General features: G+C 63.0%; 14 protein-coding genes. 6 read left to right on the forward strand and 8 right to left on the reverse strand.

Annotation, left to right across the window (positions count from 1 at the left end; translation table 11 throughout):
* Window positions 1–46 precede the first annotated feature (46 nt).
* The gene (locus AB1462_RS23365) at window positions 47–2,482 is read right to left on the reverse strand and encodes a TonB-dependent siderophore receptor (protein WP_259193894.1); all 2,436 of its coding nucleotides are present in this window, start codon (window positions 2,480–2,482) and stop codon (window positions 47–49) included.
* A gap of 100 nt (window positions 2,483–2,582) precedes the next feature.
* Window positions 2,583–4,235, reverse strand: a complete 1,653-nt coding sequence (locus AB1462_RS23370; RefSeq protein WP_259193893.1) for a cyclic peptide export ABC transporter — start codon at window positions 4,233–4,235, stop codon at window positions 2,583–2,585.
* A gap of 200 nt (window positions 4,236–4,435) precedes the next feature.
* Between AB1462_RS23370 and AB1462_RS23375 the strand changes: the two genes are divergently transcribed.
* A complete protein-coding gene (locus tag AB1462_RS23375; protein WP_259193892.1) occupies window positions 4,436–5,266 on the forward strand; it encodes a N(5)-hydroxyornithine transformylase PvdF in 831 nt (276 codons plus the stop codon).
* A gap of 122 nt (window positions 5,267–5,388) precedes the next feature.
* On the opposite strand, the gene AB1462_RS23380 is transcribed toward AB1462_RS23375, so the two are convergent.
* From AB1462_RS23380 to pvdM, 3 genes are read right to left on the reverse strand one after another with little or no spacing between them, the layout of a single operon-like run.
* On the reverse strand, window positions 5,389–6,261 hold the full coding sequence (locus AB1462_RS23380; RefSeq protein WP_367248018.1) for a formylglycine-generating enzyme family protein: 873 nt from the start codon (window positions 6,259–6,261) through the stop codon (window positions 5,389–5,391).
* Window positions 6,262–6,292: 31 nt separating this feature from the next.
* Window positions 6,293–7,564: an aminotransferase class V-fold PLP-dependent enzyme gene (locus tag AB1462_RS23385; RefSeq protein WP_315339234.1), complete on the reverse strand. Its 1,272-nt coding sequence runs from the start codon at window positions 7,562–7,564 to the stop codon at window positions 6,293–6,295.
* Window positions 7,565–7,582: 18 nt separating this feature from the next.
* Window positions 7,583–8,932, reverse strand: a complete 1,350-nt coding sequence (pvdM, locus tag AB1462_RS23390; RefSeq protein ID WP_367248019.1) for a pyoverdine-tailoring dipeptidase-like protein PvdM — start codon at window positions 8,930–8,932, stop codon at window positions 7,583–7,585.
* Window positions 8,933–9,074: 142 nt separating this feature from the next.
* Between pvdM and AB1462_RS23395 the strand changes: the two genes are divergently transcribed.
* On the forward strand, window positions 9,075–10,706 hold the full coding sequence (locus AB1462_RS23395; protein WP_259193888.1) for a PvdJ/PvdD/PvdP-like protein: 1,632 nt from the start codon (window positions 9,075–9,077) through the stop codon (window positions 10,704–10,706).
* Here the strand turns inward: AB1462_RS23395 and AB1462_RS23400 are convergent.
* On the reverse strand, window positions 10,642–11,925 hold the full coding sequence (locus AB1462_RS23400) for a methionine gamma-lyase (RefSeq protein WP_367248020.1): 1,284 nt from the start codon (window positions 11,923–11,925) through the stop codon (window positions 10,642–10,644). The genes AB1462_RS23395 and AB1462_RS23400 overlap by 65 nt on opposite strands.
* Before the next feature lie 123 nt (window positions 11,926–12,048).
* Here AB1462_RS23400 and AB1462_RS23405 point away from each other — a divergent pair, with 123 nt between their 5' ends.
* Complete coding sequence (locus tag AB1462_RS23405) at window positions 12,049–12,519, forward strand: Lrp/AsnC family transcriptional regulator (protein WP_090405514.1); 471 nt, start codon at window positions 12,049–12,051, stop codon at window positions 12,517–12,519.
* Between the two features lie 107 nt (window positions 12,520–12,626).
* Window positions 12,627–13,064 carry a carboxymuconolactone decarboxylase family protein gene (locus AB1462_RS23410; protein ID WP_053133396.1) on the forward strand — a complete coding sequence of 146 codons (438 nt, stop codon included), beginning with the start codon at window positions 12,627–12,629 and terminating at the stop codon, window positions 13,062–13,064.
* A gap of 230 nt (window positions 13,065–13,294) precedes the next feature.
* On the opposite strand, the gene AB1462_RS23415 is transcribed toward AB1462_RS23410, so the two are convergent.
* On the reverse strand, window positions 13,295–15,457 hold the full coding sequence (locus AB1462_RS23415) for a TonB-dependent siderophore receptor (protein WP_367248021.1): 2,163 nt from the start codon (window positions 15,455–15,457) through the stop codon (window positions 13,295–13,297).
* 191 nt (window positions 15,458–15,648) lie between these two features.
* Between AB1462_RS23415 and AB1462_RS23420 the strand changes: the two genes are divergently transcribed.
* Window positions 15,649–16,428, forward strand: coding sequence for an acetoin reductase (locus AB1462_RS23420; protein ID WP_259193885.1), 780 nt, complete (start codon window positions 15,649–15,651; stop codon window positions 16,426–16,428).
* Window positions 16,429–16,704: 276 nt separating this feature from the next.
* On the opposite strand, the gene AB1462_RS23425 is transcribed toward AB1462_RS23420, so the two are convergent.
* The gene (locus AB1462_RS23425) at window positions 16,705–18,564 is read right to left on the reverse strand and encodes a sigma-54-dependent Fis family transcriptional regulator (RefSeq protein ID WP_367248022.1); all 1,860 of its coding nucleotides are present in this window, start codon (window positions 18,562–18,564) and stop codon (window positions 16,705–16,707) included.
* A 309-nt stretch (window positions 18,565–18,873) separates the two neighbouring features.
* On the opposite strand from AB1462_RS23425, the gene AB1462_RS23430 reads away from it, so the two are divergent.
* Window positions 18,874–19,851 carry a thiamine pyrophosphate-dependent dehydrogenase E1 component subunit alpha gene (locus AB1462_RS23430; RefSeq protein WP_065927960.1) on the forward strand — a complete coding sequence of 326 codons (978 nt, stop codon included), beginning with the start codon at window positions 18,874–18,876 and terminating at the stop codon, window positions 19,849–19,851.

The following is a 19,851-nucleotide window of genomic DNA, read 5'->3' on the forward strand; positions in this document are numbered from 1 at the left end:
TGGGCAGGCGGGCTGCGCAGGGTGTCTGGAGCTTGCCGGGGTTAGATCAGAAGTCCCAGCGGGTCGACAGCATCACGTTGCGCGGGTCGCCCGAGTAGGACGACGTGTAGAAGCCGATGTTGGTGTAGTAGCGCTTGTCGAACACGTTGTTGACGTTGATCGAGGCGGAGAGGTTCTTGCTGATCTGGTAGCGCGCCATGGCGTCGACCAGCCAGTACGGGTCTTGGGAGAACCGCTGAGTGACACTCTTGCCGCGGTTGTAGACATCCTGCCACGCCTCGCCTTGCCAGCGCGCACCGCCGCCGAGGGTGAGTTTGTCGAGGGCGCCGGTCAGCTTGTAGCTGGTGTAGAAATTGAGCTGGTCCTGAGGTTCCCAGGTGGAGAACTTCTTGCCATCGTCATCGCGGATCACCTTGTGGGTGTAGCCCGCCTGCACCTGCCAGCCTGGCAGCAGCTCACCGGAGATCTCGGCTTCATAGCCCTTGGTCTTGGCCTGGACGCCCATGTAGGCCCACTCGACAGGCGAGTTGGCCGGCATATTGTTGTTGTACTCGGTGTCTTCCTCGGCGCGATTGGACTCATGAATCTCGAAGTAGGCGAGGCTGGCATTCAAGCGGCCGTCATAGAACTCACCCTTCACACCCAGTTCATAGTTTTCCCCTTCGTCAGGCTCGACCATCTTGTTGTTGCGGTCGGGCCGCAGCTGCTGGGGCATGAAGATCGAGGTATAGCTGCCGTACACCGAGAAGTTTTTATTAAGGTCGTACACCACGCCCGCATACGGGATGAGTTTGCCGGTCTCGCGCGAGTCGTTGGTGCCGGTCAGCCGGTAGTCGGTCAGGCGCGAACCGAGCAACAGTGACAGGTCGTCAGTGAGGCTCAGGCGTGTCGAGAAGTAGACCGCTGCCTGACGTGTGATGTCGTCTTTCTCGGTAGCGGGGCCCCAATCCGGCTCCAGGCTGTCACCGTCCCATGAATAAAGAGGGAAGTCATTACTGTCCTTATAGGTCGCATTGAAATAGTCGTTGCCTTCCCAGTGCGAACGCGAGACCGATGCCCCCACCACCAACTGGTGCTCGCGACCGCCCAGGCTGAATGGCCCGGAGAGATAGAAGTCGCCGTTATTACTGATGGTCTTGCCGGTGTACTTGGCGGCATACACCGAGGCTCTGTCGGTGGAGTTTTGCTTTGGCGACGCGTAACCCAGCGGTGCGTTATAGCCATTGAGCTGGTTGCTGTAGTTGGCCTTGGCGATCCAGCCGTTATCCAGGGCGTGTTCCAGGGTGGCGAACACGCTGCGGCTGTATTGCCCCCAACTGCTCCACTTCGGGCCGTTGTTGTAGCCACGGTCAAAGCTGATCTCGTTGCCTGCACCATCGAACAACGAGCGGCTGCCGGACCAGCTCGAACCCTTGGGATCGCTGTCCTGATAGTCGGCACCGACGGTCAGCAGGGTGTCCGGCGACAGGTCGAATTCAAGGATGCCGTAGTAGACATTGGTCTTGCGTTCATAGTGGTCGATGAACGAATGCTTGTCCTGGTACACCGCCACGGCACGCCCGCGCACGTTGCCGCTGTCGGTCAGCGGGCCGCTCACGTCCAGCTCCGAGCGGTAGTTGTCCCACGAGCCGGCGCCCAGGCCCACATGCCCCTGGAACTCGGCGGTCGGCTTCTTGCGCACCAGGTTGATGGTGCCGCCCGGACCGCCGGCGCCCGTCATCAGGCCGGTGGTGCCCTTGAGGATTTCGACGCGGTCGTAGATCGCCATATCGCTCAGGGTCTGGCCGGCCGAGTAACCTTCGTTGCGGGTGGTCGGCACGCCGTCGTACTGGAAATTCTGGATCGGGAAGCCCCGGGAATAATAGTTGGTGCGCTCGCTGTCGAAGGTCGAGACGGTGATGCCCGGTGTGTGGCGCATCACGTCGTCGATGCCGTTCAGGCCGAAGTCGTCCATGGTCTGGCGGGTGACCACGGAAATCGACTGCGGCGTCTCGCGCGGTGTCAGCACCATCTTGGTGGCGGTGGCGATGGTGCCTGGAGTGTAGGAACCGGAGCCTTCAGTGATGGTGCCCAACTGGTTGGCGTTGATCTGGGTGGCGCCAAGTTCGAGGGCGCCGCTACCGGAGCTGGGCGCGTTGATGATCATCGAGCTGCCTTGCAGGCTGTAGCTGACGCCGGTCCCTCCCAGCAACTGCTCGATCGCCCGTACCGGGTCCATCTTGCCGCTGACTGCCTTGCTGTGCTTGTTTTGCACGGTTTCCGGGCTGTACAGGATTTGCAGGTTGGTCTGTTGGCCAAATACCTGCAGCGCAGTACTCAACGGCTGCGCGGGGATGTTCAATTCGAACTCTTGCGCCTGCACATAACCCGCCATCGACAGGCTGGCCGCCAGGGCCAGGCTATTGGGCAGAGCGTTGAATTTCAGGGCCCGCCGCATGGAAAGTGCGGTGCTCAATGGGCTGAGGGCAAGCCGTACTGGCATGGTGTTGTTTCTCTTTTTAAGTGTTGGCAGATGGGTACTTAATGCGGTTAATTCTCATTGCTGCATATGAGACGTTCGCACTCGCATAAACCGGAAAAAATTATGCGGGCTCCAACTCCGCAACGACTTTCCCTGCACTCAAGCGCACCAACTGGTCGGCAATATCGAAGTAGCGATCATCGTGGCTGATCACGATGATCGTCTTGCCCAGGCGCTTGAGGTCCGGCAACAGCTCGGTGTAGAACACGCGGCGGAAGGCCGGGTCCTGGTCGGCGGCCCATTCGTCGAACACCAGCACCGGGCGTTCTTCCAGCCATGCGTTGACCAGCGCCAGGCGCTTGCGTTGGCCGGTGGAGAGGTCGGTAGTACTGAATACACCGTCCTTGACGCTGACCTTGTGCGCGATTTCCAGGCGCTCCAGGTACTTGGCGGCGCTGTCCAGCGACTGGGTGGCGCTGCCCTGGACCAGGTCGTCGAACAGGTAGTAGTCGGCGAACACCGTGGTGAACAGCTGGCGATAGTCATCGCGCGCCGGGTCGGTCACCGTTTCGCCGTTGAGGCGGATTTCCCCGGCCTCGGGTTGGTACAGGCCCAGCAGCAGCTTGATCAGGGTGGTCTTGCCGCAGCCGTTCTCGCCGACGATAAACACGATATCGCCCTGCTTGATACTCAGGTTGATCGGCCCCAGGTGGAACGGCTGGCTGCCTTCCACCGGCGGCGGGCTGTAGCTCACGCCGCGTAACTCCAGGCTGTGCACCACCGGTGTCGGCGCTTCGCTGCCGTCCATCAGCAAGTGCGGTTCAGGGGAGGAGAAGCGCTCCGACAGTTCGGTGATGCGCGCAAACGCAATGCGCGCCTTGCCGATGATCGGCAGGTAACCCACAACGTGTTCCAGCGGGCCTTTCATGTACAGCAGCACCAGCACGAAACCGGTGATCACCGCCGGGTCCGGGTTCGGGTTGTAGGCCTGCATCGCCAGCGCCAGGCCGATGACCACGAAGAACAGCATTGAGCCGAAGGTCTTGGCGACGATATAGATGTTCACCGAGCGCACCTGGATATCGCTGATGCGGTCAGCGGTTTCCTGGATGCGGTGGGTGTTCATGCGGTAGCGCCGGGGCCGGTGGATACGCAGCTCCTTGGCGCCGGAGGCGATCGCCGAATAGTAGCGTTGCAGCTCATCTTCCTGGTCCCGGGCCTCGTCGAAGCCGCGAATGCCCTTGGCGCCGGCAATGAATTGCACGCTGCTGCCGATGATGATCGCCACCACCATCATCAGGAACATCGGCACCGACAGGTATGCCAGGTAGCCCAGGCAGCCCAGGGTCACCGTGGTTGCAATGGCCAGTGGGGTGAAGGCAAAGGAAAAGTCGCTGATGGTGTCGACGTCATGGGTCAGCACCGGGATCAGGCGGTGGGAGCGATACTGTTCGATCTGCTCGATGGGCGCCGACAGCACCTTTTCGCCGAGATCCTTGCGCAGGGCGGCGATGATCCGCTGGCCCACGTAGTTGGTGCCGATATCGGAGACGATCGAACTGGTCAGCGCCAGCACGCACAGCGCAGCGAAGCTCAGGATCACGCCCTGGGTCATGCCGGTGGAAGAGTGCAGCGCATTGTTGATCGTCGCCAGCAACAGCGTGATGGCCAGGCCACCCGCCATGCCCAGGGCGATGGAGACCGTCACGATGGTGCGAAACGGCCTGAGCAGTGCGAGCAAACCGTTGAAGGCGCCGCGCTTGGGGTCGGTCATAAGTACTTCCCGGAAAGTGAAAAAGAGGGGGCTGGGCACACAGACCCTTACCCATGACAAACGAAGTGTTGGCGCGACGATTTAGCTCGGTGTGCCCGGCGGTGCGGTTGGTGGATAAATTGACCGGCATCTGGTTCGTTCTTGTGGTGTAGGCGCACGCGTATTGGCGCGTGCCTGATCTATCCAGCGAGAGCGAAACAATGACGAAAAAGAATCTGGTGTACGTGTGGTCCCTGCGCAATGCCGCTGCCGATAAGGCCGGCCAGCCAGTGGCCTACAAGGACCACGAGCGCTACATGAAATCGGTGCTGGAGTTTCTGGTGGGATCGCTCAACGACACGTCCCTGGGCGACGCCTACAACCTGGTGGGCGTGGTGTATGACGACGATGAGCAGAGCCCGCGCGACCAGCAGTTGGTGGCCGACTATGGGTTTGCCTATAAACCGGGGCGCCAGTGGCTTTATCCGGCGGACTTGCAGGTGCAGGGCCACCTGGTCAACGACCTGCTGTTGAGCGTGCCGTCCACCTATCGCCGCCTGCCACGGGGCAGCGCCGAGCATATCGCCGGCAAGCAGGACTTCGAACGCCGCCTGCATGACACGCTGGTGGAGTTGAAGGCTGATATTGTGGTGCTGGACGGCCTGCTGGTGATCCTGGACGAGCTGGTGCGCCCCGGTGCGCCGTTTGCCCGTAGGATCATGAACATTCACCCCGGTATCACCCGTATCGAATCGCCTTACGAGCGCCGTGGGGCCTATGCGACCTGGAATGCGCTGTACGGTGCGCGTGGGTTGACGGTTACGGATTGGGTGACCAAGGCCACCACGCCATCCGAGCCCCTGTACCTGACCGGCGCCTCCTTCCACTACGTGGACAACGGCATCGACTCCGGCGAGGTGTTCCACGACGTACTCAAGACCGAGATCTCGCCGGACGACACCATCCTCGAACTGCGCTGGAACAACTTCAACAACAGCCTGTTCCCGGCGCTGCATGAAGGTTTGGAGTTGTTGGCGCAGAAGGGGGTCTAAGCCGCGCACGATTTGACTGTGGGAGGGGGCTTGCTCCCGATGACGGAGTATCAGTCAATGGCGATGTCGACTGCCGCACCCCATCGGGAGCAAGCCCCCTCCCACATTAAATCCCGTCAGCTTTAGAGATCGCGCACTACCCTGAAGCCAATCCAATCCCCCCGCGTTTGCGGGTAGATGTTGTTGCGGTTGCCCGAGCGTGAAAACACCGGCGCTTCGCCCCAGTCATTGCCACGAATCTGGTAGCCCTCGCAGTTCGGCTCCATCCACGCGCTGCCATCCGTCGGTGCGCCGACATAGTTGGGGTGCTCGCAGTCGGCCACCCGCTCATAGACATTGCCATGCATGTCGTACATGCCAAACGCATTCGGCGGGTAGCTGCCTACCGGCGAAGAATAGCTGTACCCGTCCGCCGGCCCGTAGGTGTTGGCATGCTCGGCGATGCTGTAGCCCTTGCCCTCGTCGAACGGGAACGGGAATGGCCCGGTGGAGCCGGCGCGCGCGGCGTATTCGCGCTGGGCTTCGCTGACCATGTGGTACTGCTGGCCGGTCTTTTTCGACAGCCATGCCACGTAGTTCTTGATGTCGTCCATGTCCATGCACACTGCCGGCTGGCGCGGGCCCTGGGGGTAGCGCGGCTTGCTGGCGATGCATTCGCGGCCGGGGCGGGTGTCGCCGTCGGCGATCTTCACGCCGGTCTGGCGGATATAGCTGTCCCATTCGCCGGCGGTGATCTGGAAGCGGCTCATGGCGAACGGCTTGGAGAAGGTCACGTCATGCATCGGGCCTTCGTCCGGCTCGCGGCCGACTTCATCTTCCGGCGTGCCCATGGTGAACGTGCCCGCTGGCAGTACCACCATTTCCGGGCAGTCCTTGCAGTCCTTGAACACTTTGCCCGGTTGCGGTGCGGCAGCCTGGGCCAGGCCTGGCAGCAGCGCGCCGCACAGGGCGGTCAACGCCAGGGCCGTCAGGGGTTTGAGTCGAAATGGAGTCATGTAGGCCTCGCGTGCAAAGGGGGAAGGAGGGTCACAACCGCTGGCTGAGCAGGGTCATGAAGCGCTGGATTTCGTCGGTGTTGTTGAGCAGGCCGGGTGCTGTGCGGATTACGGGGCCGACATCGCGGTCCACCGCGTCGATCACCACGCGGTTTTTCTGCAGGTAGGCCGCCACCGCATCACTGTCCTGGTCCTTGACCCGGAAGAAGGTAAAGCCTGCGGACAGTTCGCGGCTGCGCGGCGTGACCAGTTCGATCCGCGGATGCGCCAGCAACTGGTCCTTGAGTTCGGCGTTCAGCGCATGGATGCGCGCCTGCACCGGTGCCTTGCCCAGTTGCAAATGCAGCTTGAAGGCCTCATCCGCCGCCCAGCGATGCTCGAAGGCGTGATAGCCGCCGGGGGTCATGATGGTGGCGAAGTCCTTGTCTTCGGAGAAGGTCGGCACCATGGGTGTGACGTACTTGTTTTCGGGGTTGCGCGCGCAGACCAGCCCGGTGCCGCGCGGACCGAACATCCATTTGTGGGTGCCGGCGATAAAGAAGTCGCAGTGCATGTCGGGGAAGTCGAGGTTTTCCACGCCGAAACCATGCACGCCGTCCACCACATAGAGCATGCGGTCCTTGTCGTCGCGGTTGCGGTTGTGCTCATCCACCAGCTTGCCGATCTCGCCGATGGGCAGTTTCACACCGCTGCCGGACTGGACCCAGGTCATGCCCAGCACGCGGGTGTTGGGGCGGATATTGCGCTGGATGTTTCCCAAGACTTCGTCGGCAGAGACCTGGCTGGCACGCTCGAACAGTGTGATCCGGCGTACCTGGGTACCTTCCTTGAGCACGCGAAAATCCAGCACGTTCTGGGTGGCGTAATGCTCATGCACGGTGGTGAGGATTTCCTGGTCCGGGCGCACCTTGAGCCCGCCATAGATCATCGCCAAGCCTTCGGAGGTGCTGCCGGTGAGGGCGATCTGCGGCGGGGTGGCCTTGAGGTAGCGGCCGGCCCACTCGCGTACCTGGCCTTCGCGTTTCCAGGTTTCCTCCCGGTCCCAGTCCATGGCGAGCCCTGGGTTGCGGTCAATCTGCAGGCGGTAACGCTCAATGGCTTCGCGCACCGGCCTGGGGTGCGAAGCCACCAGGAAATTGGAGAAGTGCAGGTAATCCGGATCCTGGTTGAACAACTGCTTGAACCCCGTCCATGGGTCATCCGTTGTGTTGGCAGCCAGTGCTTGCGGGAGGCGTGCAGCGCCCAATGGCAGGCTGGCGGCGAATACCCCTGCCTGCTTGAGAAACGTACGACGGTCGGTCATGGACTTGCTTCTAGGTGATTAGCGGTTGGCCAAGGGTTTGGCGGCTTTTTGTACCTGGTCCCAGACCCGCAGGAAGTTGCCTCCCCACAGCTTGGCGATGTCGGCTTCGGAGTAGCCGCGCTGGATCAGTTCGGCGGTGACGTTGCGGATTTCGCCGACGTTGTTCCAGCCGTCGAGGCCGCCGCCGTCGTTGAAGTCCGAAGCGATGCCGACGTGATCGATACCGATCTTGCGCACGGTGTAGTCGACGGCGTCGCCCCAGTCCTTGAGCGTGGCCTTGGGCTCTTCTTCAAGAATGCCGTACAGCCCCTGGGCGTACTGGCCGAACTTCTGTTCCGGCCATGCCGCGATGATTGCGTCCCCCGGCATCAGGGCCATGGCCAGGTTGGGCAAGGGCGGCAGGTCGAAACGCGCCCGCAGGATATTGAGCTTGTCCTGGGTCGGCTGGCTCAGGGGGCGTATATAGGCGGGGAAGCCCACCACCTGCACCACGCCGCCGCTGTTCTTGATCAACTGCAGCTCCTTGTCGCTGAGGTTGCGCGGGATGTCGACCGATGCGCGCGGTGCCGAGTGGGACGCCACCATCGGCGTGCGACTCAGTTGCGCGACTTGCTCCAATGCCTTGGTCGACATCTGCGACACATCAATGATCACCCCCAGGTCATTGAGGCGATGCACGGCCTGCTTGCCGATGTCCGACAGGCCTTCGAGCGCGTCGGTGGAGTCATTGAAAAACGGCAGCGGGCGTGATGAGTCGGACCAGGCGTTATTGCCGATATAACTGAAGCCGAACATGCGCATGCCGCGTGCCGCCCACAGGTCCAGCTGATTCAGGTCATTGCCCAGTGGGTAGGCGTTGAGCATGCTGATAAAGATCGCGAACTTGCCTTCGCCATGCAGGCGCCGAAAGTCATCCGGCGTATAGGCGATCCCGACTTGGTTGGGGAAATCACGCACCATGCCGGAGATGATCTTGTAGCGCACTTCCTGCTCGTGGCGTGCTTCCTCGACAAAGCCGTCAGTGGGCTTGTGCGGCGCGTTGGGGCCATTCCAGATTTCCGGCCAGCCGAAAATCGTCAGGGCTGCGCCAGACAAGCGCCCGCGTGCCGCCTTGACCAGGTCGAACTGGCCGCTGCCGTCCTTATCCGCCTCGTTGCCGGCGGTGCCGAAGTCCATGGGGACGGTGATATGGCTGTCGAACGACAGCAGGCGGTCCTGCATTTCATTGGCCTGCTTGATCACTGCCAGCGGGTAGCCGGCATTGCCCTTGAACCAATGATCCCAGGCCAGGAAGCCTGCGCCGGCACCGATGGCCAGTGCCAGCGGCAAGCCGATGTACAGCGCCTTTTTCGAACGTGGTTTTGTCATTGCCATCTCAGTCAGTTGAGGCCTTCGCTATCAGGGAAGAACGAGTGATGGGCGGGGAAATTTAGGCGCCGATAGCGGTGCGGTAAATTTCCCCGGCCTGCAAACGTTCTAGCTCTGATAAAGCCGTTTCCTAAGGTAGACAATGACCATCTCTCGACGTGGGTTCATCGCAGGCCTGGCGCTGACCGGCGCGGCTGTACCGGCCGCCTTTTATGCCCATCGCGAGTTGACGCGAGAAGAAGAATTGCCCATCACCCCCGGCGAAGCCACGGTGGACCTGGCCGACACCGCCGGGCAGCATTTGGCCAACACCTTGCGCGGGGTGTGGAGCCTGCGCCTGGAAGGCCGCGACGCCGGCCTCAAGGGCTTGCCAGTGCAAGGCCTGGAGCTGCTGCTCGACATCGCCCCCCGTGGCCGTGGCCTGCGCGGCTACCTGGACACCGCTGCCAACCTGCGCGGCGAAGGCGAACCGCGCTACCGCGTGCTCGGTGACCTGCTGACGGGCGAGGGCGCCTTGCTCTACTGGCGCCTGATCGACCGCGACGCGCTCGACGGCAGGCCCGCCTATGAGTTCAAGATGACCCTCGATGAAGTCTGGGCCGACTTCGGCAATGCCGGCAGCGGCACCCTCAGCGGGCAAATCCTCGACCTGGATCGACCCCTGGCCCTGACCGAGCGCGACCACCGCTTCGTCGCCCACAAACAGCTGTTTCCCGAAGCCCGCCAACGCATCGGCCTCAACCCGACCCTGCTGGCCTGGCTGATTGCTCCTGAGCACCGCCTGTTTCACCAGCTATGGCACGCCACCCGTGACCAGTGGCACAAACTCTCCGAAGCAAAACGCGACGCCCTGCGCGGCATCGGCTGGCAACCCGGCCCGCGCGGCAAGGAGCGCGACGCCCGTGGCAAGCTCAAAGACCGCAACGGTTCGGGCATCGACTTCTTCTTCATGCACCGCCATATGCTCGGCACCGCGCGATCCATGCAGGACTTGCCCTCGTGGCCGGCATTCCCCGAACCGCAACCGGCGCTGGAACGCGATCGCCTGGGCTTCCTGCGTTACTTCGACAACCACGACGGCTTCGCGCTGCCGCCCACCTGGTCGGAGCCGGATGACAGCGAGTACACCCAGTGGGTCGCCGACATCAAGGCCGCCGAGACTTACCACAGCAACTTCCAGGTCTGGGAATCCCAATACCGCGACCCGCGCTACCTGGCCAAACGCACCCTGGGCCAACTGGGTTCGGAAATGGAACTGGGCCTGCACGACTGGTTGCACATGCGCTGGGCCTCGGTGCCCCGCGACCCGTCCAACGGCGCCCCGGTGCCCCTGGCCCGCGACCCGGCAGACTTTGCTGCGCGCTGGTACGCGGCCGAAAACGACTTCCTCGGCGACCCGTTTTCATCCCACGTAAACCCGGTGTTCTGGCACTTCCACGGCTGGATCGACGACCGCATAGAAGACTGGTACCGCGCCCACGAACGCTTCAACCCCGGCGAAGTCAGCCGCCTGGAAGTCAACGGCGTGGCCTGGTTCGCAACGGGACGCTGGGTCGAAGTCGGCGACCCCTGGCTGGGCCCGGACACCCATGGTTGCAGCACCACCCCGGGGTTGCAGATGGGCCGGTCGATGGAGATGGACCCGGAGACCATGAAGCTCGCATTGCGCATCACCTTCGGTGCCGAGGATGACGCGCTGCTGGGCTTGTTCAAGCGCGTGCCGAAGCGGCCTTGGTATGCGCGGCATTTGAAGGTGAAGGCGCGAGAGGCTTGAGCGTTTGGCGTGGCACGACGCCGGTGCACTTGGCCAACGCTTGCTGCACGTCCGCCAACAGGTCGGCAACGTCCTCAAGCCCGACCGATAAACGCACCAGCCCTTCGCTGATGCCGTGGTGCGCGCGTTCTTCAGGGGTGTAGGTGCTATGGGTCATGCTCGCCGGGTGCTGGGCCAGTGACTCGGCGTCGCCCAGGCTGACGGCGCGGGTGAACAGTTTGAGGGCATTCATGAAGCGTCGACCGGTGTCGATCCCGCCCTTGAGTTCGAAGGCGATCATGCCGCCGGCCTGGCTCATCTGCCGCGCCGCCAATTCGTATTGCGCGAAGCTGCGCAGCCCCGGATACGTCACCCACTCCACGGCCGCATGCGCCTGTAGGGCTTCAGCCACGGCCTGGGCGTTGCTGCAATGGCGGTCCATGCGCAGGGCCAGGGTCTTGAGGCCGCGCATCAACAGCGAAGCGTCCTGGGGCGACATCACCGCACCGGTCAAGTCCTTGAGGCCTTGCAGGCGAATGCGCTGGGCCAGGGCCTGGTTGCTGACGGCAATGCCGGCGGTGATGTCGCCATGACCGCTGAGGTATTTGGTGGCCGAGTGCACCACCACATCGGCGCCCAGTTCCAGGGGACGTTGCAGGTAAGGCGTGCAGTAGGTGTTATCGACCACCACGGTGACGTTCGGCTGTTGATGGGCGAGGGCGGCCACGGCGGCGATGTCCACCAGTTGCAGGTTGGGGTTGGCCGGGGTCTCGCAGTAGATCATGCGGGTGGCGGGGCTGAGCGCCGCTTGCAGGGCGGCCAGGTCGGTGAGGTCGACGTGGCGCACCTTGATGCCGAACTCGCCGATACCGTGATGCAGCAGGGCGAAGGTGCAGCCGTAGAGCGTCTGGCTGACGATCACCTCATCGCCTGGGCGCAGCAGGGTCCAGAATGTCGCGGCAATCGCGCCCATGCCGGAACTGAACGCTACCGCTGCCTCGCCGTTTTCCAGGGTGGCCATGCGTGATTCCAGGAGCGCCAGGGTCGGGTTGGAAATGCGCGTATAGAAATGACCGCTGGCCTCACCGGCAAAACAGGCGGCGCCGTATTCGGCAGTGGGGAACGCAAAGGTGGCCGACAGGTAGATCGGCGGCACGAGCGCGCCATGGTGGTCCTTGGGGTCGTAGCCGTGGTGGATGGCACGGGTGGAAAAGCCGAATGCAGTGTGTTTATTGTTCATGTCGGGCGCTCCTTATTTCCTACAATGCTATGCTTATAATCACGGCTGGATGTTCCAAACTTTGCCGACAAATTCCCTGTCCCGGGATGAAAAAACACTAAAAACAATGAATAGAGGCAAAACATGCCCGTCACGCTGGATCGCACCGACAAAGCGTTATTAAACGCCCTGCAAGGCAATGCCCGTTTAACCGTGGCCGAGCTGGCCGACCGCGTGTCCCTGACCACTTCACCGTGCTGGCGACGGGTCAGGAACCTGGAGGAAAGCGGGGTGATCAGCGGCTACCAGGCGATCCTCTCGCCCAAGGCGCTGGGGTATGGGGTGACGGCGTTTGTCAGCATCATGATGGAGAGCCACACCCAGGAAATCGCCCGGGCGTTCGAGCAACGCTTATTGGATATTCCGGAAATCGTGGCGTGTCATAACGTATCGGGGCGCTATGACTTTCTGCTGGAAGTGGTGGCGAAGGACCTGGAGTCGTTCGGCGAGTTTGCGCGGGAGGTGTTGCAGACGCTGCCGTGCGTCAAGGAGATCTATTCGAGTTTTTCCTATAAATCGGTGAGGCCGTTGCGGGTGATTCCATTGCCGGGTTGATCGCACACCGCTCCATTGGTCACCTGTTCTTCCCCGCAATTGGCTATTTCTCCCCTACGGCCCGGTGGCTAACCTAGCCACCACTTCCCACCGTTCCGGAGTTCCTCATGCAAGCCCGTACCGATTTCTACACTGCTTCCCCAGACGCCATGAAAGCCATGCTCGCCCTGGAAGCCGCCGTCGGCAAACTCTCCATCGAGCTGCCACTGCTGGAACTGATACGCCTGCGTGTGTCGCAGATCAACGGCTGTGCGTTCTGCCTGGACATGCATACCGCCGATGCCCGCAAGGGCGGCGAGACCGAGCGTCGCCTTTACACCCTGTCGGCCTGGCGCGAAACGCCGTTCTTCACCCCGCGTGAACGCGCGGCATTGGCCTGGGCCGAGAGCCTGACGCTGCTGAGCCAGACCCACGCGCCGGACGCAGACTTCACGGCGCTCGCCGCCGAGTTCAGCCCCCAGGAGCAAGTCGACCTGAGCGTGGCCATCGCCACCATCAACAGCTGGAATCGCCTCGCGGTAGGGTTTCGCAAGATGCCTAAATAAGAAGGTTGAAGACGGCTCTTTGTGGCGAGCGGGCTTGTCCCGCGTTGGGCTGCGCAGCAGCCCCAAAACCAGGCGCAGAGGAGTGCCTGATACACCCCTCATTCGTCTTTATCAGGGGCGCTTCGCACCCCAACGCGGGACAAGCCCGCTTGCCACAGAGGTCCCAGTTTGCTGCGCGACAGCGCTACTTCGAAGAGGTAGTGGGACCTCCCTCTCCACAGGGGTAAGTGTCAGAAGTTCACCGAAGCACTCAGGCGCGCCGTCAGTGGCGCGCCCTGGAACAGATAGTCATCGCCCATGTACTCGCCCGCGTCGCGCCAGTAGCGCTTGTCGAACAGGTTGTCGACGCTCAGGCGGAACACCGTCTCGTAGCCGTCGACCTTGGTGGTGTAGCGGCTGCCGACGTTGACCACCGCATAATCTCCCACCTCCACATTGCCGCTGCGGTTGGCGTACTTCTTGGCGCTGTATTGCACGCCGCCGAGCACGGCTAATCCATTCACCCACGGCAACGCATAATCGGCGTACACACTGGCGCGCAGCTTGGGCACGTTGATCGCCTGGTGCGCTTCGTATTCCGGCGTGCCGCTGCCGTTCACCCGTGCACGAATCGCCGCCACGCTGGTGGAAATCTGCAGGCGGTCGGTGGCCCAGCCGTTGGCCGACAGTTCCACGCCGGTGTTCTTCTGCTCGCCCTGTTGCACATAGGTGAAGGCACCGGGGCCCTCTGGCTTGGCGTACTGGTAGGCCTGGCGCGTCTGGAACACAGCGGCGGCGAAGCTGATGCGGCGCCAGTCGTATTTCACCCCGGCTTCGATTTGCCGCGAGGTGGTCGGGGCCAGGGTTTCATCGGCGTTGCTCGCAAACCACGGTGCGGTGCCGCCCAAGGACAGGCCTTTGCTGTAGCTGGTGTACAGCGAGATGTTTTCCACCGGTTTGTAGATCAATGCCGCCTGGGGCAGGAACACGTATTGCTGGGTATGGCGGGCCTGGTCGCCCGTGACGCCGTCGAAGGCTTTTTCATCCAGGCGCACTTCGCGACCGCCGAGGATGGTTTGCCATTGCTCGTTGAAGCGGATGCGGTCGGTGACGAACAGGCCGTACTGGCGGCTGTCGAGGGTGCGATGGCTGTCGTTCAACGGTTTGTCGGTGGGCGTGAACGTCGGCGCATCATCGTCGATATTGGTCGTACCGATGTACTCGTTGACGGCCTTGCGCTTGTCGATCACCCGGCGAAATGCGCTGGTGCCGAAGGTCAGTTCATGGCCGATGCCTGCGGTGTCGAACAAGCCGGTCATCGCCGCCTGGACTTCATCGTCACGTCGGGTGTCGTCGGGGCTGCGGTAGTCGTAGACGTCGTAGTTGCCTTCGGGGCTGAAGTAGTTCGGCACGCTGGAGGTGCAACTGGTCGAGCCATAGCAGCCCCAGGCAAACGAACTGTAGTCATCGATCACCACCTTGCTGCGCGCGGCGCTGACGCTGCCTTTCCACTGGTCGCTGAAGCGGTATTCGAACCGGCCGTTGAGGTTCAACGCGTCGATGCCGACTTGCTTGGAACCGCTCTGGTGGCCCAGCAGTTTTTTCGGCGAGGCGCCGTTGGGCACCTCGGTGCCGCCCAGCAACTGGTAGCCCGGCACCGAGCGTTGTTGCTTGTTCTGGTATTCCGCGTCGAGTTGCAGCACGGCGTCGGGGCTGATGTTCCAGTCGAAGGCCAGGGACACAAAATCGCGCTGGCCGTTGGCGTGCTCCACGTAGGAATTGAGGTCTTCGTGGGCGACGTTGGCGCGCAGGCCGAATTGCTGCTCGCTGCCAAACCAGCCGCCGACGTCGGTGGCGATATAGCCACTGCCGCGGTCATCGGTGGACACCGTCACCGAGCGCACATCCTCCGGGCGCTTGGTCACGTAGTTGATCACGCCGCTGGGCTCGGAAATCCCGCTCTGCAAACCGGCCAGGCCCTTGAGCACTTCCACTTGCTGCTTGTTTTCCAGGGCGACGTTCTGCTCGCCGGTGATGGTGCGCCCGTTGATCTTGTAGCTGCTCGCCGCATTCAGCGAGAAGCCGCGCACCACGAAATTTTCGTAGTAGCCGATGGGCGCGTAGCTGTCGCCCACCGAGGCGTCGTTGCGCAGCACTTCACTGAGCAGGCGTGCTTGCTGGTCCTTGAGCATGGCGGCGTTGATCACCGTGATCGAGGCCGGGGTGTCCAGCAGCGGCGCCTCATTGAAGCCGCCGACCGAGGCGGTGTCTGCGCGATAGCCGGACTCGTCCTGGCCCTGGACCTGCACCGCCGGCAGTTCGACCTGCGCCGCCCAACTGTTGCCGATACCGCCGCTGAGCAGCAGGCCGAGAGCGAAACGTGTACTGGCGACGGGACGAAAACGCAAAACCATGGGGCAGGGCCTTAAAGCGCAGGGCGAGGGGCGCATAAGCTAGGCATAACGGCCAGGTTTTACAAGCGTCCGGTACGGGGGCGTGCGCTGAGACAGGGCGTCTCAACGCCTACGCCAAACCCTTTGCGCCTCGACAGCCCGTGCAGGCACCTGCGATAGACAACGCTCTCTCATCGTTGCAGGAGATCATCATGAGTATCGCTGGAAAAGTTGCGCTGGTGACCGGCGCGGGGCAGGGCATTGGTCGGGCCATCGCCCTGCGCCTGGCACAGGACGGTGCCGACATCGCCCTGGTCGACATCAATGGCGCCAAGCTGGAAGCCGTGGCCGCCGAAGTCGTGGCCCTCGGGCGCAAGGCCTCGGTGTTTATCGCCGACGTGTCCAAGCGCGACCAGGTGGTGGCGGCGGTCGAGCATGCACATCAGACCCTTGGTGGCTTCGACATCATCGTCAACAACGCCGGGGTCGCGCAGATCGACTCGCTGCTGGACGTCAGCCCGGAACAGGTCGAGCGTACCCTGGGTATCAACGTGCAGGGCGTGTTGTGGGGCATCCAGGCCGCCGGCAATAAGTTCAAGGCGCTCAAGCAGAAGGGCAAGATCATCAATGCCTGCTCCATTGCCGGCCATGAAGGTTTTGCGCTGCTGGGCGTGTACTCGGCCACCAAGTTTGCCGTGCGGGCCTTGACCCAGGTGGCGGCCAAGGAACTGGCGAGTGCGGGGATCACGGTCAATGCCTACTGTCCGGGCGTGGTGGGCACCGACATGTGGGTGGAGATCGACAAGCGCATGGCCGAGATTACTGGCGCCGAAGTAGGGGCGACGTATAAGAAGTATGTGGATGGGATTGCCTTGGGGCGGGCGGAAACGCCGGAGGATGTGGCGGGGTTGGTGGCCTACCTGGCCGGGCCGGATGCGGATTATATGACCGGGCAGGCACCGTTGATCGATGGCGGGCTGGTTTATCGCTGATCCCTCAAGGCCTACGGTGTTAAATGTGGGAGGGGCGGTGCGACGATTCGACTTGCACCGCGTTATCCAACACCGCGCAAATCCGTAGCAGCTGCCGAGCGCAAGCGAGGCTGCGTCGGCCGCGCCTCGAGCCTGAATCGGTAGCGCGCCTGACGCAGCCTCGCCAAGGCTCGACAGCTGCGCACTATTCTATTGAAGTTGTGTAGATACCCGATGCTTATCGGGTGCAAGTCGAATCGTCGCACTGCCCCTCCCACATTGTTGACCCCCGTTGTGTCAGTGCTTGCCGGGCATGTCGATGCCCAGTTGGTTGACTCGGCGGTATAGGGTGGCTCGGGAAATGCCCAACGCCTGCGCCGTCGGCAACGGCTTCCAGCGATGTCGGATCAATGCGTCCAGCACCACCTGCCGCTCCGGGCTGACGCTGTGCTCGGTCAGCGCCTCGACCTGTTCGCCGCGTACTTCAATCGGCAAGTCCGCCAGCTGAATCGTGCCGCCTTCACACACCGCACAGGCATACGCCAGCGTGTGGTGTAGTTGGCGCACATTGCCCGGCCAGGCATAGCCCAGCAGCCGTTCCAGCGCGGCCTGGCCGATGCCCACTGGGACGCCGCTGCCGCGTGCTTGCTGCTCCACCAGCCGGTTGATCAACGCCAGCTTGTCGCTGCGCTCGCGCAGCGGCGGCAGGCAGAAGCGGGCGCAGCCGAGGCGGAAGTACAGGTCTTCGCGAAAGCGTCCGTCGCTGACCAGCGCGGCCAGGTCGCGGTGGCTGGCGCAGATCACCTGGATGTCCACCGTGCGGGTTTTGGCCCCGCCCAGGGGCGCGACCTCACCCTCCGCCATCACCCGCAGCAGGCGCGTCTGTAGCGCCAGCGGCATATCGCCGATTTCATCGAGGAACAACGTGCCGCCATCGGCCTGCACCAACAGCCCCGGCATGCCTTTGCTGGACGCACCGGTAAAGGCCCCGGCGACGTAGCCGAACAGCTCGCTTTCAATCAGGTTCTCGGGGATCGCCGCGCAGTTCACCGCGACAAAGGGCCCGGTTCGCCGCGCGCTGCGTTCGTGCAGTTGGCGGGCGAACACTTCCTTGCCAGCGCCGGTTTCGCCCTGCACCAGTACCGGCAGGTTGCGGTCCTTGACGCGCACGGCCAGGCGCAGGTGTTCTTCCACCCGAGGGTCGACCTGGGTGTGCGCAGCGGGCCGCGCCGGTTTGCGTTGCGGGGTGTTGACCCGCACGTGCAATACGCCAGGCTCGCCCAGCCATTGCAGGTGTTGGGTCGATTGATCCGTGGCCGAGCGCAACGCATCCAGGTCGAACACTTCGCCGATATGCTCCGGCACCTGGCCGAAACGCCGGCGCAGGGCCTGGCGCGCCTTGCTGTTCAGCGCGTGCAGGCGCCCGTCCTGGTCCCAGGCCAGCAGCAGGTCGGGCTGGCTGTCTACGTAACCCGGTGTGCTGTGGGCCTGGAGCACCCAGTGCTCGCGGGCGCTGTGCATGAAGAAGGCGTTTTCGATGGCTTGCGCACTCTGCGCCACCATCTGCCGCACCAAGTGCTGGCTGCGCCGGTCATCCGGGGATTTGAGCGCCGAGGCATCCATCACGCCCAGCAGGTTGCCCTGGGGGTCGAAGATCGGTGCGGCGGAGCAGGTCAGGCTGATAAAGGCGGCGCGGAAGTGGTCGCGCTTGTGTACGGTCACCGCGGCCTTGCTGGTCAGTACCGTGGCCACGCCGCAGGTGCCTTCCTCGGCTTCCGACCAACAGGTGCCGAGGTACAGGCCGGCTTTGCGGCAGTCGTTGCGAATGGCGGTGTCGACGCGGTGGTCGATGGTCTGGCCCTGGGCGTCGGTGAGCATTACGCAGTAGTCGGCGTGGCGCACCCGGTGGTGCAGTTGCCCGACTTCCTCGCTGGCGATGCGCATGAACAGTTCGGCGCGCTCGCGGCATTCCTTGAGCAAGGGTTCGGTGAGGATGCGGGGCCCCTGCAGCGAGCCGGGGTCGAGGTGGTGTTGCTCCATGGAGCGCCGCCATGAATCGAAAATCAGCGACGGCACCGGCGCCTGGGGCAGGCGATCGGCATTGCGGACCACGCGACTGACGCAGTCGACGTGTTCCCTGGAGTTCGCGGCGAACATAAGGCCTCCGGTTCTCGATCTTTGTTGTTATGCCCGCCATTAAGCGCCCATGGGCGTCGACGGACAAGGCTGGCCTGACCAACTGCCGGGGCTGAGACGCAGCGTCTCAATTTGCCTGAGACGCCGCCTGCACAGTGCAATGCCGGGTCTCATTCTGCGCTGGCATCGCGCAGCGGCACAACGGTGCGGCACTGCTCTGGGTCAAGGCTTTGCCAGGTTTTTGTGCGCCTTGGCACAGCCTGTGCTGAAGCGCTTACAGCTGGCCGCAGCCAGCCTTTTGTGTGTCGAGACAACCTGGAGAACAACAAGATGTCCACTCACCTGTCCACCGATCAATTGCTGCATGCCTACACCGTGATGCGCACCATCCGTGATTTCGAAGAACGCCTGCATGTGGAGTTCGCCACCGGCGAGATCCCCGGTTTCGTGCACCTGTATGCCGGCCAGGAAGCCAGCGCAGCGGGGGTGATGGCCCACCTCAACGATGAGGATTGCATCGCCTCCAACCACCGTGGTCATGGCCATTGCATCGCCAAGGGCGTGGATGTGTTCGGCATGATGGCCGAGATCTACGGCAAGAAAACCGGCGTGTGCGGCGGCAAGGGCGGCTCCATGCACATCGCCGACCAGGAGAAGGGCATGCTCGGCGCCAATGGCATTGTCGGTGCCGGTGCGCCGTTGGCGGCAGGCGCTGCGCTGGCCTCCAAGCTCAAAGGCAGCCAGGGCGTGGCCGTGGCGTTCTTCGGCGACGGTGGTTCCAACGAGGGCGCGGTGTTCGAGGCGATGAACCTGGCGTCGATCATGAAGCTGCCGTGCCTGTTCGTCGCCGAAAACAACGGCTATGCCGAGGCCACCGGTTCCGGCTGGTCGGTGGCGTGCAAGGACATTGCCGAACGGGCGGTGGGCTTTGGCATGCCGGGGGTGATTGTCGATGGCAATGATTTCTTCGCCGTGCACGCCGCGCTGGGCGTGGCCGTGGAGCGTGCGCGCAAAGGCGACGGACCGACCTTGGTGGAAGTCAAGCTGAGTCGCTTCTACGGCCACTTCGAAGGCGATGCACAAACCTATCGCGGCCCGGATGAAGTGAAGAACCTGCGCGAGTCCCACGACTGCCTCGCGCTGTTCCGCCAGCGCTGCAATGCCGAAGGCTGGCTCGATGCCGCGCAGTTCGAACGTATCGACGGCGAGGTCGCGCAGTTGATCGACGACGCCGTGCGCCTGGCCAAGTCCGATCCCAAGCCCCAGGCCGCCGACCTGCTCAGTGATGTCTACGTCGCCTACCGCTAA

It is taken from the genome of Pseudomonas sp. SB113 (assembly GCF_040754745.1).
In the GTDB taxonomy this organism is placed as follows: domain Bacteria; phylum Pseudomonadota; class Gammaproteobacteria; order Pseudomonadales; family Pseudomonadaceae; genus Aquipseudomonas; species Aquipseudomonas grimontii.